This window comes from Granulicella mallensis, from assembly GCF_014203225.1.
Taxonomy (GTDB): Bacteria; Acidobacteriota; Terriglobia; order Terriglobales; family Acidobacteriaceae; genus Granulicella; species Granulicella mallensis_A.
Map to the genome: position 1 here is coordinate 16,423 of NZ_JACHIO010000025.1, position 16,498 is coordinate 32,920.

A 16,498-nucleotide genomic window follows, 5' to 3' on the forward strand; every position below is an offset into this window, starting at 1 on the left:
AGCGGGCTTCGCATTGATGCCTCAAGGCTCAAATGCGGCTGCGGGTCTTATCCCTGTGCCGAATGACGCAGGCGAAGCATGGTGGAAGACTGCCGTTCTCTATCAGATTTATCCACGCCCCTTTCAAGATTCGAGTGGAAATGGTCTCGGGGATTTCCCGGGGATGACCTCACGGCTGAGCTATTTGCAGGATCTGGCATTGACGCCGTTTGGATCACAGCCTGCTTCGATTCGCCGAATGCGGATAACGGCTACGATGTCCGCCACTACCGACGCATCCACCCCGACTTTGGCACCATGGACGACTTTGAGCACTTCATGGCTGAAGCCAAGAAATGCAATATCCGAGTCATCGTCGACATGGTCTTCAATCATTCGAATGACGAGCACGATTGGTTCAAGCAGAGTCGGTCTTCGCGAGACAATCCTTACCGGGACTTCTATTTTTGGAGGGATCCGGTCGATGGAGGACCACCGAATAACTGGCCATCTTTCTTCGGCAGCTCCGCTTGGGTGTTCGATCGAGCGACGGGTCAGTATTATCTTCATCACTACGCAGTCAAGCAGCCCGATCTCAACTGGGAGAATCCGAGGGTTCGCAAAGAGCTCTATGCTGTCTTGAACTTCTGGGCGGCCAAAGGGGTCAGCAGATTCCGTTTTGATTGCGTCGGCGAAATCTCCAAACCACTGCCTTTTCGTGACATGACATCAGCCGAATGTGCCGGGGTCAGAACCCGCCCTGGCGGGCACGCTTCACCTTCTGCTGTGGCAAGCGACGATGTTCGCGTAGGAGCGCTGGGAGAATCTAAAAAATGATCCGCATCCTCGCGCTGGGCAGAACGCTCGTGTAAGCCTTCGCAGCATACGTCGGATGGATCGTCACTTGAAGGTCAGGCCCTACTTCGATGCTGTTCGTCAGTCGCAGTCGATAGAAGGTTTCAAAAAGACTTTCGTGGTGTCTGCCAGTGTGGTTTGGCTCGGTGTAGTTCATCGCAACGCCAAACATATCTCCTCGTCGTCCAAATGGTCTTATGTTCGTTACACCAAGCGAGGCCGCCCGCTTGATCAGTCCCCCCGTATCTGTTGCAAAGCCAACTCGTCCCAAAGGTGCCCAGCCGTTGCGGTATTCGTGGTCGAAACCAAAACCAACTCCAAAACCACTCCCAAGATCCTTCGTATCGTCACGCCAAAATGCAAGGCGAAGACTTTGAAAGCCACTTCCGGGCTTACCTGTGAACCAACCCAACTCAGTAGCTTCGAAATATTTCTTGTCTACCAATGTCGCAATGCCATCTTGGGGTCCCCCCACTGTATCCACGGCCACACTATGCAGATATAGGTGTGGAGTGAATTGGTACTCTACCGCCGCACCACCCGCAAACGCACCAGCGTAAGGAACGGTGAGGTTGCCATTATCTACGCCATTCAGGAACTGCGTCGTCTCATCGTCGTTATATAGACTCAGGCCGATGTGTTGATTTGGATGCACCTTGCCTACATAGATCGAAAGCCGCTTATGAAGAAAATCCTGTCTCCAGTAAAGAATATTGAGCGTGATCGGCTGCTGTTCGCCGCCACCTTGCAGTGAATTCAAAAAGACTCCCGACCCCATCGCGTCACTCAAATTAAACTGCTGGCTCATACCGATATTCGTGCCGGAACGTGCCAGTAGCCCGATCGACCCACTCGTGCTCTCGCCGTCATACACTGCCAGGTTTCCATTGAAATCGAGACGTCCACTCACCTGATCGTGCCGCACATCAGGAGGGGTTTCCGTCGCATACTGGTTAATGACGGTGTATGTGGCACCCAAACGCAATCGTGAGGCCTTCTCCAGCCAACTCACACCATTATCGCTCGGTCGCGTGATGAATCCCAAAGGATCACCATTCAAAAGTGGATCTGCTGGAACCATTGCGAGAGCCACCTCCACTGTATCCAGTTCCTGCATCACGCCCGGCGACATCTTCAACAGAGGCGGCATCGCATACGGCTCCATCTGGCTGGTCCTCGTACTGTCTCCAGTGATGCCACTCGATGCCGTGCTCTGAGCCGCGAGGATAGCAGGTGTTCCTACCAGGGCAATCACAATCAACCTTCTTAGGTACTTGCCGATCTTCACTCAACTCCTTATGAGACTTTTCTCATGGCTTGCCTTAAGACGTAATCTCAACGAGGTCTTAGGCGATCGAGAGTCAGTCACGATTCAGCGGCCTCATGCAAAGAAAGCGGTGAATCGACATGAAAATGTCAGCGATTCATCCGGCGCTTCAATGGTCTAGACGAGGATCGCTGCCGTGCTCGATTAGTGTTGCAAAGGGGAGCGAAATCGCGCCTGTAGAAAAGTGCAGTGGAATGCCCCACAAAATTGCCGCCGAAACCGACGGCCAGCATCTTGCCGGCGCTTCCGCTCTCTGAGGTGCTTGGTCTGGACGCGTGCGCTACGCACACCGCTCTTACTGTGGATGAATAGCGGGAAAGCTGCTTGCCGCACATCATGGGGCGCAACCAAGGCAAGCTTAGAAGTTGATCTTTACGGCCAACTGTCCGAATCGCCGTTCTTCGCTCGTCGCGCCGTTCACCCCACCCTTCGAAGCCAGGATCTCCGGATTAGAAGGATAGTAGTTCGCTGCGTTCGCCAACGCCTGCTGGACATACAGGTTGTGATGGTTCAGCAGATCGAAGCCCTCCGCTCGCAGCTCAATGTTGGCTTCTTTCCAGACATAGAACTTTTTACTCAGAGCTAAGTCTATGTTCCACGCCCCAGGTCCAACGAACGAGTTCCGCTGGGGCGCGTATGTCGGAAAGGTCCAATTTGAGTATCCGCCCAGTTTCTGATTCACGATTTTTTGGCCAACCGGCAGGCTTGACGTTAAGTAGTACCGATTAACGCCCGCATTTACTTGTCCCCTTGACTTCGTATATTTCCAGCGCGTGACCGGCGTGGAGGGAACGTATCGGGCAATGTTGAAGAACGTCCCATCGTTGTTCGTCGAATCATAGTAGGTGAACGACGTTCCGGTTCGTGCCGTGTAGATGCCCGTTACTTGCCAGCCGCCTAATGCTTGGCCTTTCACCCCGTGAGCGCCCTTGAACCAAGGCGTCTGGTAGATCGACGCAATCACCAGGCGCTGCCGGACATCCAGGTCGCCTGTGCCGCGGTCGTACCCCGGGTCGAACGGATTGGTATATCCCAAGTTGTATCCGACGCCATTTGCATTAGTCTCCGATAGGGTCGAACTCAAATCGTCGATCTGGTGACCCCACGTGTAGTTTGCGGTCAGCCCCAGGCCCATCCGATGCAAGTCCACGGTTTTGAATCGCAGGTTAGTAGCTTCATAGTAAGAATCGCCGTCCGAGCCGCGGTTGTTGATATCCGAATACGTCGCATTCAGCCGAGTGAGCCCAGCATAGTTTGCACCTGGGTCCGGGTCGCCCAGCAGGTAGTTACCCGAGCCGAGCCCGTTGATATTCTTGATATCGTACAGGTGCGTACCACGCGCGCCCACGTACTCCACCGCGACTACCGTGTTTGGGGCAACTTGCTGCTCGACCGCAAGGTTCCAGAATTGGGTCTGCGACGTCTTAATATCCTGCGAGACAGTCCGGAGGCTGGTGCTTGGAAGTATTACGGGGCCGATCGAACTCCCCAGGTCTCCTAGGTTTGTCGTTGTCACCTGTACCTTGTTCTGCACAATCACGCCATAGTTGGGCGGATTCTGGATCACGTTGTACGTCACATTGCCGAAGTTCCGCTCATAACTGATTCCGTAACCACCACGAACCGAGGTCGTGCCCTTACCTGAAATATCGTAGGCGAACCCAAGCCGCGGGCTCACCGCGCCATAGCTCGGCTTCCACAACTCGTGGATCGGACTCTGTGGAGCCGTATATACTGCGCCGGTCCGCACCTGTTGCGGCAGACCATTACCCGGTCCCCAGTAGAAGTTAGAGTCAAGATCCTGCCTGTTGTTATGTTGCACACCGAAGTATTCGTATCGGACGCCGTAGTTCACTGTCAGCTTCGACGTCGCGCGCCAACCATCCTGTCCGTACACCGCCCAATCATGGAACCGGTCACTGCGTGCAAAGTTCGGCTGCGTTGCCGGCGTAGTAATTGTCTGACCGGGATAAGCTCCTTCCGGGTTTATCGCAGTGGAAAACGTTCCCAGAGTTCCTGAAAACAGGCCCGGATACCCGGTCGTGTCACCGGTGACTGAGCCGGCCAGTTGCTCTGTCGCCTGCGCATAGGCTCCGAAGGTCCTGTTCTCCTGGATGTACAGAACCTGCGAACCGAACTGCAACGAGTGGGCCTTCTTCGACCAGTTCACATCCTGGTTCCACTGAATCACATTCTGCGGTCCGCCAAACGGTAAGGGGAATCCTGTACCCGACAGCGCTACAGCCACACCACCAATATTTGCGTTCGCTCCAAGAAACAGATTTGGCGTCGTGACGGCAATCGGTGTCGAGTCATTATTGAGATTGATCCGGCTGAACGCAACCCGGGCATTCGTTACGAGCGACGTCGAGAAGCTGTGCGTAACGCCAGCCAGAGCGGAGTAATCCTTCTGAGTCGTACCTATATCGTAGTTCGAGTATGGGGTATATGCGATCGCACCCAGCGGTTCCGACAGCTTATATCCGATATAGCGTCCGAAGATACTTGTCTTATCCGAATAGGTATAGTCCCCGCGCAAGGTGAAGTTGTACGAGTTCACCGGCACCCCCCCGCCTGCATCCTGGGGAACGGTGTAATTCACCAAGCCCAGCACCGGCGTTGTCGCTGGAACACCGGAAAACAATGGAGAAGGATTCGGATTGCTGGGGTCCGAGGCCGTGCCCGCCTGTGCATTCGTCAGCGTTCTCGCAAAGTTGAACGTTTGGCCGTACTGTGTCAGAAATGACTGCACTGTCGGTGCCAGGTAGCTTTGTACCTGTGGCGTCAGAATATAGGCCTGAATGTTTGCGCTGCTACGCACGCGCAACCACTCCGTGCCTGTGGCGAAGAACAGCTTGTCCTTCACCACTGGCCCGCTCACAAAAAAGCCGAACTGGTTTCGCGTATATCCACCTCTCGGCTGCCCACTCAGAGCACCCGTCACACTGTTGGCCGTATACGCTGCAAGGCGGTTGAATTCCGTGAGCGTCCCATGAATCTGGTTGGTGCCGCTTGCTGTCACCACATTCACAACCCCACCTGAGGCACGTCCATACTGCGGTCCAAAGTTGCTCGTCGTCACCCGTACCTCGGCGATCGAGTCGATCGGAACCGGGAGACCCACCACATCGTCGAACAGTTCCGTATTCTCAATACCGTCCAGCAGAATCTCCGTACCACTCGAACGCTGCCCATTAATGGAGTAGCCGACGCCGAGGCTGGCTGAATTCTGCGCATGGCCCTGCGCCGCGTCGCCGTTTGAGATATTGCCAGAGATCGCTACAAAGTCGTATACATTCCGCGTCAAGCTCGGTAATTCGCTTACCTGCTGCGGACTGATAATCTCCGAGATTTCCTGCGAGTCTGTATTCACCTGGGACCCGCCCAGCGACTCCACCTCCACTGTCTGAATAACACCCGCGGCTGAGAGTTTTACATCGAGCGGCGCATGGCCACCCACCGTCACCTCAACCGCAGCCTTCAACGCCTCAAAGCCGACTGCCGTCACAGAAACCCTGTACACGGCGGCAGAGAGATTTCCTAACTGGTAGGTGCCATTGGCCGCCGTCTTCACCGTGTGAGCAGCATTCGTGCCTGCGTTGAAGGCCGTCACCGTCGCCCCGACAACTGCTGCACCCGTTGCATCCGTCACTATGCCCGAGAGCACGCCGGTATCGACCTGGCTGAACGCGGTTCCCACGGAAACTGTAAACACGAAGACCAATACGAACAGGCGCTTGAGCACTGAGACCCCCAATGGTGATACAGAGAAGCGCAAAAATCGGCATAGTCACCGGAAATTGCTATTACCCTGAGGATCGTAGGCATCGCAAGTGCCGGCTGACAAATCAGGTCCCAACGTCGTTATTGCGAATTGCCCGGTAACAGCCCAATGTGTGTGCTCGAAAAGACATAGTCGTATTCGACGAGAGCCTCATATGGCAGGACGCGCACTGCTGCTGAGGGCGGACCGTGGCAGTCGTTTGATACATCGATCCGTTTGATCGGAATGCGAAATAGCCCCAGTTGCCGGGTGCAGACGGAAAGTGTTTGCTGTCTTTCACCATCATTCCCATTCCGATATAGCTAGCCTGAAAGATCCCCGACCCAAACGATGTGGAACAGACAAAAGTGTTTTTATCGCAGTCTTTTCCAGTCTTGATAAGGCTGATCTCTTTAACGATCTGTGTGCCGTCCGGCCAGATCCCATTCTTCTTGAAGAACTCGAACGCTGCAGGAGCGATGTATGTATCCATCACTTGCGGTGTCGTGATCTGGGAGCCGTCAAGAACGCTACGTCCGTCGGGCTTGATTCGGGTGCCTACATGTTCCCATTGCCGATAGCCGGCGGGAAGGCGAAGGCTTCCGTCCTCTTCGAAAACTGCAGAACGAACAGGAGATGCCGATTCTGACTGAAAAGCCAGCACGTAATTTCTAGCCCAGCCTTCGGTCGTGACAATCATGACCACCAAGGCTGCAAAAGCTCCCAGCGCAATTCCTATGAGGCGGAGACGAATGGTGACTTTTAACAGCCTGGTATTCATCATGGAAAACTCCTGTCCAAATACCGTTCGATCCTTCATGCGGCTGGTTGTCGAATCGAGAATCTACGATATCGATGATAGATATCTATCATCGGCGTCTGCAGGAGCGCTCGGTACCCTATAGAACACGGGCCCAGACCTGTATTTTTCTATAGGTTCTTCTTTGCGTCGACAATACAGCTGGAACTTCAAGTTGCCCGGGAACCGCATCGGGCAGAACAACTGCCAATTGCAGTTCCTGGGAAAAATGCTATTCGCTGCGAGTCGCCTCGAACAGAAACCACCCACGCCGTTGGGCTTGATCGATCCAGTTCTCGAGGAGGCTGGCCGAAGCTATATCGCCCGCTTCGTCGCAGAGTGTATGTACGGCACGCATTCGCAAAACTAATGCCTTCTCTTCTTCATGAAGCTCGCTCAACATGTCGACCGGGGTGACGAAGTCGGCATCGTTGTCGGCGCCCCCTTGTAAACGCGCGATTTGTCCAATCGAGCGAATGGTATTCCCACTGATCTTTCGGACGCGCTCAGCGATATCGTCAGTCATCGCAAAGATCTGGTCCGCATGATCGTCCAGTAGAAGGTGGTCGTCGCGGAAATGCGGGTCACTCATATGCCAATGAAAATTCTTCGTCTTCACGTAGAGCCCGAAGGCATCAGCGAGAAGTGCATTCATAGCAGCGGTGATCTCTGATATGGATTTGGAATCGATGTCGGATGACGTATCCAGTGCGAGAGTTGCGGAGAGCGATCAGTTCAGACCTGTCGGACACGATCTTTCCTTTCGTTTTCTGGAAAATGGGAAGACAACTGACTACCTGTAATAGGCGTTCAGGATGTTGGGGTTTTGACGAAGGTTGTGCTACCCCGCAGCTTCTGGCATCGCCTTCAGCTGCGGGGTATCCGGCGTGTGACTCAACGAGCCGGCAACTCGGGGTGAGCAATCACTGGGCAGTTGATGATCAGACCTGAAGGATGCAGGCCACCGACGAAGGCATTGGATGGTGAGGAGTCGTCACCTGTGCCGCTCGTCAAGTAGCCATCAGCGATCAACTGCTTCTGCTCATCCATCGAAAGAATCCGATGGACTTTGCCTTCCTGTATTGCCTTGGGTGTCCACGCACTCACGTGGGCGTCCCACAGTGGGCTGTAGTTGTTCGATTCCGAGCTGTTGTCGTTGTCCGGGCCGAGGGGGAAAACATTGATGGGGTCGATACCACCGTTCGAAAGCGAGGCGGCAAATCCCTGCTCTTGGCCGGAATCGAGCTTCGTCACACCGTTGGCGTTCGGAGAGAATCCGAGCAGCGCGGAATTATCTGTTGGTTCGGATTTACCGAATGCGGGCAGCATCGCTAGACGAGGCGCAAAGACTCCCTTCTCAAGCACCGCCGGCAGGCTGTCCGATGCGTCGGTGACGAGATGATAGAAGTACTGTTTGCCGCCTTGGACACCATCAAGTATCGACAGTGTGACGGTGCGGTGTTTAATGTCAATACTCACAAGGCGATCATGGGTGCCCGTCTTGTTATCCACAATCTGAGCATTGATCACGATACCGCTCGGCAGGACCACAATCGACGACCAATCCGCGTCGGCGACTGCGCCAGGCTCAGCAACGGCTGGAGGGAAGGGGTTGGGCGAGCCTGGGACTACTTTGTAAACCGGGGAAAAGTCGACCTTTCCCTTGAAGGTGATCAGGCCGTCTTTAATCGTTGCAGTCTGGGCACCTGGGCTGCCGGCCGCCTTGCGGAGCTTCGGCGCATAGTTGATCCCCATCGCCTTCGCGAAAGCGAAGTCTGATGCATCGGTCAGAATGTAATAGACCGATTCACCGCTTGGGTCCATACCGCGAAAGAGGGGCAACGTGACGTTGGCTTTGCGATACGTGAAGTCCACCGCGAGTGCGCTCTGAACAAATACGTGGTCGCTCAGTTTGAACTTCGAGGGTGCGTCAGGGCTATATGCAGGACGATGGCTTTCCCGCGCCTCGAATTTGCTGAGAGCAGTGGCTTCGGAACTTGTTTGTGCGAGGACAACAGCCGGCGCACAGAGTGCCAGCAACAGCAGGATCGATTTACTGTACATTTTCATGACCTTTCGTCGTGTTAGGCCATTCTCTTCATATGGAGAATGACGGAGTTGAACTGCAATCAAGGAGTCGCATTGATCGTTCACATCACCGCTCTTACCTGTTTGCAGACTCTTCGTCAGTGCCTAGCTGGGCATTCTTGAGAAGCCGCTTGCCGTAAAGGCGTGAGCGTACCGCTTCGGTACCTTGATGTTCTCTGAGACGCGACATTTGAGAACCATCCCGTGCGACAGCAGAGGCCCTGTATCTTTCTCTAGGTGAACGCCAGTTTGTAAACCTGGCATGGGAAGATTGAGTAATGTCAATTTCGTCCAAGCTATTTCGAAGCGCGGTGCTTTCCTGTTAGACCTTTGTTGGCGCGGGTACAAGCCGCGCTGAAGACATCAAGGCACCGCCTCAGAATCAACTACTTTCGCCACAACTGAAATGGGGAGTCGAAGCCATCTTTCGCTCTCACGCGGAGTTGCCTCCTGAGTCCACGGTCGACATTGGTCCAAGAACGGCAAGTCCAGTGCCTGGCTATGATCAAGTTGAGATCTCTTAATATTGCGAATGGTGTTCGATCAAAGCCTGTCGATCTGCTCCTATCAAAGGACGGCACAAAGATGGCTCAGTTCCGTGAATTGGACATGCCGCTCACAACCCTTACGTCTGCCTCTGATGAAACTAGGCCAGGACGCGGTGGACCTTCAACGGCACCCGTGCGAGTTGTCGTCTTTGATGATCTGGAGTGTCCTTTTTTTTGCGCGCGTCTCAACCAGACTCTCTTTCCTGATCTCCTCAACAGGTACGGCAATCAAGTCCATTTCGTGTACCAAGACATGCCCCTCGACGAGCATCTAAGGGCGGTCAGAGCAGCGGTCGATACGAATTGCCTGGCGAAGTACAGTGCGCCTGCTTATTGGGAGGCAGTCGACCAGATCCATAAGGTGTCGAGTGACTTAGGCGGACCGGAGCGAATCCTAGCTAAGGCCAACGAAGAGATCGACGCAATGGTGCTTGGAATCGCAAACCAACGTCAGCTGGACGTCTCCGCGATGGACGCTTGCGTCGCAAAACAAGATGCCGGCGTTATCAAACAATCACAAGTGGAAGCGGAAACTCTGGGTGTCGTGAGAACTCCAACGCTCTTTATCAACGGAGTGAAGATAGAAGGTGCAGTGCCGCTACCGTTTCTCTTTCAAATAATCGACGACGCCCTCCGTTCACAGGGTATACAGTTCCCTGTCGTCGCGATCACAAAGTGATTCTTGGGTTAGATGTCTTTGGCGGCCAAGTCAAGACTGTCGAACCTGCGCCATTTGTAAAACCCGATGGAAACGATCCAACTCACAGCAAACAGCAAGACGATGCAGTATCCGAGAGTGCCAAAGTTCCCATTGAGTTCCGTCACGAATTCCCAGAAGACTCCAGTGAGTTGGAAACGTCCCGCCAGCAAACCAAGAGCTTCGATCCCTCCAACCGCAAAGGCCACGACGACCGATATGAACGTAATCGTGAGGTTGTAGTAAAGCTTTCGAATTGGCTTCACGAAAGCCCAGCCGTACGCTCCCAACATAAGGATGTTATCGGTGGTATCAATGAGTGTCATTCCCGCAGCGAAAAGAGCTGGAAAGACAAGGATCGAAGACAGGGACAAGCCCTTGGAGGCTTCTGCCGCCGAAATGCCGAGCAAGCCAATTTCGGTTGCAGTATCGAATCCAAGGCCGAACAACAGGCCCAGCGGATACATATGCCAACTGGCTCGGATCAAGCGGAACATGGGGCGAAAAAGACGGGCGAGCAACCCGCGACTGCCAAGCAGCATGTCAAAGTCTTCTTCAACATACGAAGCACCGCGACGAACTCGCTGGAAAGCCTCGTAAATAGATCGAAGCACGATCAGGTTGATCCCCGCGATTACGAACAGGAAGGTGGTCGATATCAATGTTCCGATGAGCCCTCCAATATCCCTGAATCCGTCTAAGCGATGATGCATAGCAAGCGTGGTGGCGGCAATAGCGATAGAACCGACTACAACCACCGTTGAATGCCCGAGTGAGAACATGAGACCAACCGTAACGGGACGTTTGCCATCTTGCATCAACTTTCGGGTGACGTTGTCGATGGCCGCGATATGATCGGCATCGACTGCATGGCGAAGGCCAAAACCATATGCCAAAAAGGCGCTACCGAGGAGAACCGGATAGTGGCGGAACGCGAGGAACGCCCAGAACCAGGCGGCGAGATTAAATACGATTAAGCCACAGTAAATGCCTATCACTTTCCCTTTCGTGCTGCCTCGCTCATCGATTAATCTTCTTAGTAAACCTGTCATTCGTCTCTCTATTCGCATCGTTTGTGTGGAGAAGATCTGGCCAGCGTTCTCATCCATTTACAGGCTCGCGCCTCCTGGCAAGAATTGGCTTCATGCGTGCCTTCTATTGTCGTCTTGCACTAACTTCGCAATGATGGAAGCAAGATGATTCTCGGTGCCCCCTGCTTGCATGTAGGCGATTTCACCTCCAGGTCTCAAAATGGCAGTGACTGGGACACCAAGACGGCCACCGGGCACAAGGAGACCATAGCGCCGCAATACTGGGGAACTTTTGTCCCCCGCCTTCGCAACTGGATAAGGCAGAGGATGTTTTCGGAGAAATGACAGGATATCCGAATTTTCGTCCATCACTGCGAGACCCACTACATTGATCCTGGGTGTCCGGGTGCGCGCAATGGATTCCATCTCCGGCAACTCAACTATGCAAGAACCGCACCAGGTTCCCCAGAAATTCACGACTGTCCAATACTTTCGATTTTCCGAGAGTGAGACCGTCTTGCCATCCGGGGATTTGAGAGAAAAGTCTGGAGCCTTGAAGCTCCTGCTGACGGTTGGGGAGATCGGCTTAGGCCTTGGGCTGGGACCCTCTCCACTCCAAAAGGTAAGCTTGACGGGGGTGTCGCCCCGCTTCACCGTCAATCTGACTGATTGGGGGTCTGCGGAAGCGAAAATCGACAAAATTGCAGGGGGACCAACCCGCGACGACGGTATACCACCGATGACTTGAATCAGATCATCATCAAGAAGTCCTCCAAATTGCCTCGCGCTACGGTCGAGGTGGATACGCCATCCCTCTCTTTCGAAGACAAGTTGCCCCCGATCAAACCTGACGGTGCTATGTTGTGCCAATAGTGGAAGACTCGTGAGGCTGAAGAGGCATATTAAAACACTCAAAAGTGTCATGATTGATCCCTTCATGACACGGTTATCGCTCGAAGCGAGATTAGAGGTCGGCCGCAGCGCGATGTTCATAGCCTTGAGCGTACTGGTGCAAGAGCGTAGGCGCGACCATCGAATCTGGAGTGAAGAGACTATAGGTTTCTACAGTTACGACTTTGGAGGCACTGATATCAGTGCACATCAGCCTAGAAGCAGAGTCTCGTAGCAACCGTTGGCTAGACTGTAAATGCAGAGGTGGGAGAGGAAAAGAGATGGGTATATCGAGTCATTCATGGATAGGTGCGCAGTCGAAGACTTTCAGCTTCTCCAGGTAATGATGCACATCCGAAATGACTACAGATCCTTCGCCTACGGCGGAGGCAACGCGTTTCACGGACCCGGCTCTCACATCGCCAATCGCGAAGATCCCTGGTCTACTCGTAGCGAAACGCGATTGCATTTCCCATTCAGCTCTGCCTGTCTCGACAAAGCCATTGTGATCGAGGTCGAGATGCTCCTTGAGCCAACTCGTATTAGGATCTGCCCCGATCATGACAAAAATGTTAGTGACGTTGAAGGCACTTCTTGCTCCTGAGGCACGGTCTCGCACCTGAACAGCGTGCAGTCGGTCGTCGCCCAGAACGGCATCGATTTCAGAATGGAGATGCAGCTTGATCTTGGGGGAGCAGATAATACGTTGTACTAGATAGTCCGACATCGTTGCTTCGAGAGTCACTCCACGCACGACGAGATGCGTGCAACCTGCATCCTTAGCCAGATGCAGCGCAGCCTGTCCAGCTGAATTGCCTCCACCTACCACGACTACATCTTGGCCAAGACAGCGGGTCGTTTCGATTGGTGTGGCAGCATAGTGGATGTTTGTCAGTTCATACCGCTCATAACCGGGAACCAGTAGCTTGCGATATCGAGCTCCCGTCGCAATCACGACGGTGCGGGAGGTTACCATACGACCACCCGCAAGACAGAGCCTATGCAGCTTAGAGGAGCTGCTTAGGCCAACCACATTCCGAGCGACCTCAAGACGTGCTCCGAAGCGCTGCGCCTGAATTTCAGCACGCGAAGCAAGTTCCTGTCCGGTTATGCCTGTTGGGAAACCGAGGTAGTTTTCGATCTTGGAACTGGTACCTGCTTGCCCCCCAGGAGCAGTGCCTTCCAGCACAACGGTCGCGAGGCCTTCTGAAGCGGCATAGACTGCGGCCGCCAGACCCGATGGTCCAGCACCCACAATGGCAACATCGAAGATCTCCTCGGTCTCAAACACCTTACTGATTCCCAACTCGTCCGCTAGCACCGTATTGCTTGGATTTTTCAGGACACGCTGATCGGGTAGGAAAACCACCGGCATCTCCGATGGATCCAGATTGAGCCCGTCGAGCAGTAACTGCGCGGTTGGATTCGACTCGGCCTCAATAAGCTTGTTGGGATAACCGTTGCGAACCAGGAATTGGTGCATCCGCATGGTCTCTGCGTCATGACTATGTCCAATCACAATAACGCCTCCATGGGATCGCTGCATGAGAGTTGCCCGCCGTTCGATCCACGCACGGACGATCACGTCCGCGATGTCCAACTCTGTGCGCATTAGGGTTTGCAGTGCGTGAGCATCGATGCGGAGAATTCTGCTCCCTCTCGCCGTTCGGCCGCTCAACAGCCCATCCCGTCCGCTAAGCAGATCCAATTCGCCACTGAATTGGCCCTTTGTTAGGGTCGCCAACGCAACACCGGGGTGCCCTGGCTTATCTTCAAAGAGCTCTATCCTGCCCCTGATGACGACAAACATATCGCCACCTCGAGACCCTCTTTCGAACAGAGTCAGGCTTGCGTCAAACGTCTGAGTCTCTCCATACATTTCGAGGCGTTGAATCATTTCCTGTGTGAGAATCGGCGGCGCGGCTCCCTGCGTAGTGCTCCCCGCGTATCTGGAGGTGTCATCCTGATTAGGTTGACGAGGTGCTCTTCGATTAAGTGCCATCGTCGTGTCCTCTCGTAAGTCCCACGGACCCACGTCTCGTCTTGCTGCTATGTCGTGCCCATCGTTATCGAAAAGCCAGGGCAGAAATCAGAAGTGCCGCACCTCTAAGCGTCGATACGTCTCACTCGGCTTGAGAGTTTGAAGCACTGACATTACTCGCTGAGGTGTCCAAAGAGCATTTCGCTGGAATGCCTTGACCAGGTGCCCGAAAGGACATGAACTGAACAGTGTCCTTGGAAAAGATCAGGTCAAAAAACCAGTCCAATGCAACATGAATACGTTTCTCCCATCGTGGGAGTTTGGTGAGATACACGGTTCTCCACATGAACCACGCTACAAATCCGGAACACTTGTATCCCAGGATTTGGGCAACTCCACTGCGACGACCAATTGAAGCCATCTGGCCGATTGTGTTGAAAGTGAATTCCTTCGTCGGTCGACCGTCCAAGGAAGCAGCCAGATTTTCTGCAAGTACCCTTGCTTGTCGCAAAGCATGCTGGGCTGTAGGTGGATAGTAACCACCATTCCCATCAGGAATCCGTGCGCAGTCACCTAAGGCCCACACATTGGGATGACCCTCTATCAGCATCGTTCTGGTGGTTATTACTCTCGCGCCGTCCGATGCGACTGTGAGGTGCACAAGTTCGGGTGGCGCGGCGTTTCCTCCAGTCCATACAACGAACTTCGTCGGAATGAGTCTTCCATCATCGAGCGTGACATCCTCGGCAGTGACGGCTGTCAGTTTCTTGTTTAGGAGAACTTCGATGCCGCGTGAGACCAGCTTATCCTTGGTGAAGGTGCCAAGTTCTGCTCCGAGTTCCGGGAGAAGGTGCGAACCTGCGTGGATGAGTACTACCCGGAGCATTGAAGGCGAAAGATTCGGATAGGACTGCACGGCTGATTCCATGAAGTCGTAAATCCCGGATACGGTCTCTACTCCAGCGAATCCTCCCCCCGCAACAACCATCGTAAGCATCGCATCTCGCGTAATCTCCGAGCAATCCGGGTCGGCCTCTTCCAAGTGGGCGATCATCCGGTTCCGAAGTGTGATGGCATCTTCCAGAGTCTTCATGGTCATCGCATTCTGTTCCAAGCCAGTGATTCCGCGGAAGTGCGGAACGGAGCCTAACGCAAGGACGACATGGTCATAGCCGAGAAGGTGGGTATGCCGGTCGATCCCATGCGTAATCGTCACGGTCTGTTCAATCAGGTCGATCGAGTTCACGTCTGCGGCTATAAACTCGGTGCGACGGACCATCTTTCGAATCGGATTCACGATGGTCGTAATATCCAGGTCGCTGGCGGCTACCTCATGCAGCATAGGAGTGAACAGGAGAAAGTTGTCCCTGCTTACGAGACGAATCTCCGCGTCTCGTGGCTCTAACAGTCGCTCCAAAACCCGAGCTACCTCTACGCCTGCGAAGCCTCCGCCAAGGATAAGGATTCTAGTTTTACGCGACACGTTTCTCTCCTATTTTTGTAGCTTCCGGGTGTTCAGTTGCTGCTGCGGCGGCCAATAGCGTTCGAAGAGTGACGTTAGTGCACTTGCACTAACGGGCGGCGTGATGGCAGTGCTGCTGGACGTCTATACGAGCAGGGCCTGGTTACCTCTCCCTGCAATTGAAGGGAGTACGCGCCGATCAGCTAGCATTATTGTGTCGATTCTGGCGCGGGAGCGAACTAGCATTCGCTACGGTCGGAAGACTATCGTTTTCTTTAGGTGAAGTCTTGAGTCCTGGAATATTCGAGCTCACGTGATTGAGTGAGGACTTGGCAGGAAGGGGGACTCACGACACAACGATCGCGCGGAAGGCGTTGGAGCAACCTCGCTATGGCAGTCTATATGTTCAAAATGCCTCTGCGAATAGCGATAGATATGGCGTGTGCTCGGTCGTTGGCCTGCAGCTTATCCATGACATTCTTAACGTGAAAGTTTACTGTATTTTCCGATAGAGAGAGCTGTTCAGCGATCTGCTTATTCCGATTACCACTCTGAATCAATCTGAGCACTTCCATCTCGCCCTCCGTGAGATTCTCTTGACCTAAATGTTCGGCAAGACGGCAGGCTACTCCGGTCGGAATATGCGTGCGCCCGGTATGCACCGAGCGGATGATCGAAAACAATTCCTCCGACGGCGTGCTTTTCAAGACATAAGCTGAAGCGCCCGCGCAAAGAGCGCCCTTGATTTCGACGTCACCTTCCGACGTGGTCAACATGATCACGCGAGCGGCGGCGAACTCCTTCCGAATTGCCACCAGGGCGCTTGTTCCGGTCTGGCCAGGAAGTCGTTGGTCCATAAGCGTGATATCGGGTTTATGACGGCGGAACTCTTCGACTGCCTCTAATGAGGTCCCCGCCTGAGCTACTACCTGCATATCTGATTGCGACGCGATAATGATGTTCAGCCCCTGTCGGAAGAGTGGATGATCCTCGACGACCATGATGCGGATTGGGTCGGATGACTGCATTGGGTTTGCTCCCTCTAGAGTTATGACACGTGCCATGACTCCGGAAATG

The 16,498-nt window shown here is 53.9% G+C and carries 12 protein-coding genes and 1 pseudogene; 2 read left to right on the forward strand and 11 right to left on the reverse strand.

The genetic code is table 11. The annotated features are described in order from the left end of the window. Nucleotides 1-78: 78 nt before the first annotated feature. Complete coding sequence (locus tag HDF15_RS22170) at nt 79-816, forward strand: alpha-amylase family glycosyl hydrolase (RefSeq protein WP_221314569.1); 738 nt, start codon at nt 79-81, stop codon at nt 814-816. On the opposite strand, the gene HDF15_RS26305 is transcribed toward HDF15_RS22170, so the two are convergent. The 5 genes from HDF15_RS26305 to HDF15_RS22195 form a co-directional block, all read right to left on the reverse strand. Then, on the reverse strand, nt 806-2,122 hold the full coding sequence (locus HDF15_RS26305) for a carbohydrate porin (RefSeq protein ID WP_184259590.1): 1,317 nt from the start codon (nt 2,120-2,122) through the stop codon (nt 806-808). The two genes, HDF15_RS22170 and HDF15_RS26305, sit on opposite strands and share 11 nt — an antisense overlap. Before the next feature lie 397 nt (nt 2,123-2,519). Then, a complete protein-coding gene (locus HDF15_RS22180; RefSeq protein ID WP_184259592.1) occupies nt 2,520-5,906 on the reverse strand; it encodes a carboxypeptidase regulatory-like domain-containing protein in 3,387 nt (1,128 codons plus the stop codon). A 103-nt stretch (nt 5,907-6,009) separates the two neighbouring features. Continuing rightward, a complete protein-coding gene (locus tag HDF15_RS22185; RefSeq protein WP_184259594.1) occupies nt 6,010-6,708 on the reverse strand; it encodes a cytochrome P460 family protein in 699 nt (232 codons plus the stop codon). A 247-nt stretch (nt 6,709-6,955) separates the two neighbouring features. Continuing rightward, nucleotides 6,956-7,378, reverse strand: coding sequence for a Dps family protein (locus tag HDF15_RS22190; protein WP_184259596.1), 423 nt, complete (start codon nt 7,376-7,378; stop codon nt 6,956-6,958). Between the two features lie 239 nt (nt 7,379-7,617). Further along, nucleotides 7,618-8,877 (reverse strand): hypothetical protein, encoded by a 1,260-nt coding sequence (locus HDF15_RS22195; protein WP_184259598.1) that lies wholly within the window; start codon nt 8,875-8,877, stop codon nt 7,618-7,620. Nucleotides 8,878-9,396: 519 nt separating this feature from the next. Here HDF15_RS22195 and HDF15_RS22200 point away from each other — a divergent pair. Continuing rightward, a complete protein-coding gene (locus HDF15_RS22200; protein ID WP_184259600.1) occupies nt 9,397-10,038 on the forward strand; it encodes a thioredoxin domain-containing protein in 642 nt (213 codons plus the stop codon). Between the two features lie 8 nt (nt 10,039-10,046). On the opposite strand, the gene HDF15_RS22205 is transcribed toward HDF15_RS22200, so the two are convergent. From HDF15_RS22205 to HDF15_RS22225, 6 genes and pseudogenes are all read right to left on the reverse strand, one after another. After that, entirely contained in the window at nt 10,047-11,165 is a 1,119-nt protein-coding gene (locus HDF15_RS22205) for a HoxN/HupN/NixA family nickel/cobalt transporter (protein WP_260331262.1), read from the reverse strand. Between the two features lie 33 nt (nt 11,166-11,198). Further along, nucleotides 11,199-12,080: a TlpA disulfide reductase family protein gene (locus HDF15_RS26505; protein ID WP_184259602.1), complete on the reverse strand. Its 882-nt coding sequence runs from the start codon at nt 12,078-12,080 to the stop codon at nt 11,199-11,201. A 193-nt stretch (nt 12,081-12,273) separates the two neighbouring features. Then, nucleotides 12,274-13,590 (reverse strand): NAD(P)/FAD-dependent oxidoreductase, encoded by a 1,317-nt coding sequence (locus HDF15_RS22215; protein ID WP_260331263.1) that lies wholly within the window; start codon nt 13,588-13,590, stop codon nt 12,274-12,276. A 3-nt stretch (nt 13,591-13,593) separates the two neighbouring features. Next, a pseudogene (locus HDF15_RS26510) lies at nt 13,594-13,980 on the reverse strand (cyclic nucleotide-binding domain-containing protein); the annotation flags it as partial. A gap of 121 nt (nt 13,981-14,101) precedes the next feature. Beyond that, entirely contained in the window at nt 14,102-15,442 is a 1,341-nt protein-coding gene (locus tag HDF15_RS22220; RefSeq protein ID WP_184259606.1) for an NAD(P)/FAD-dependent oxidoreductase, read from the reverse strand. Between the two features lie 377 nt (nt 15,443-15,819). Next, nucleotides 15,820-16,449, reverse strand: coding sequence for a response regulator transcription factor (locus tag HDF15_RS22225; RefSeq protein ID WP_184259608.1), 630 nt, complete (start codon nt 16,447-16,449; stop codon nt 15,820-15,822). Nucleotides 16,450-16,498 lie beyond the last annotated feature (49 nt).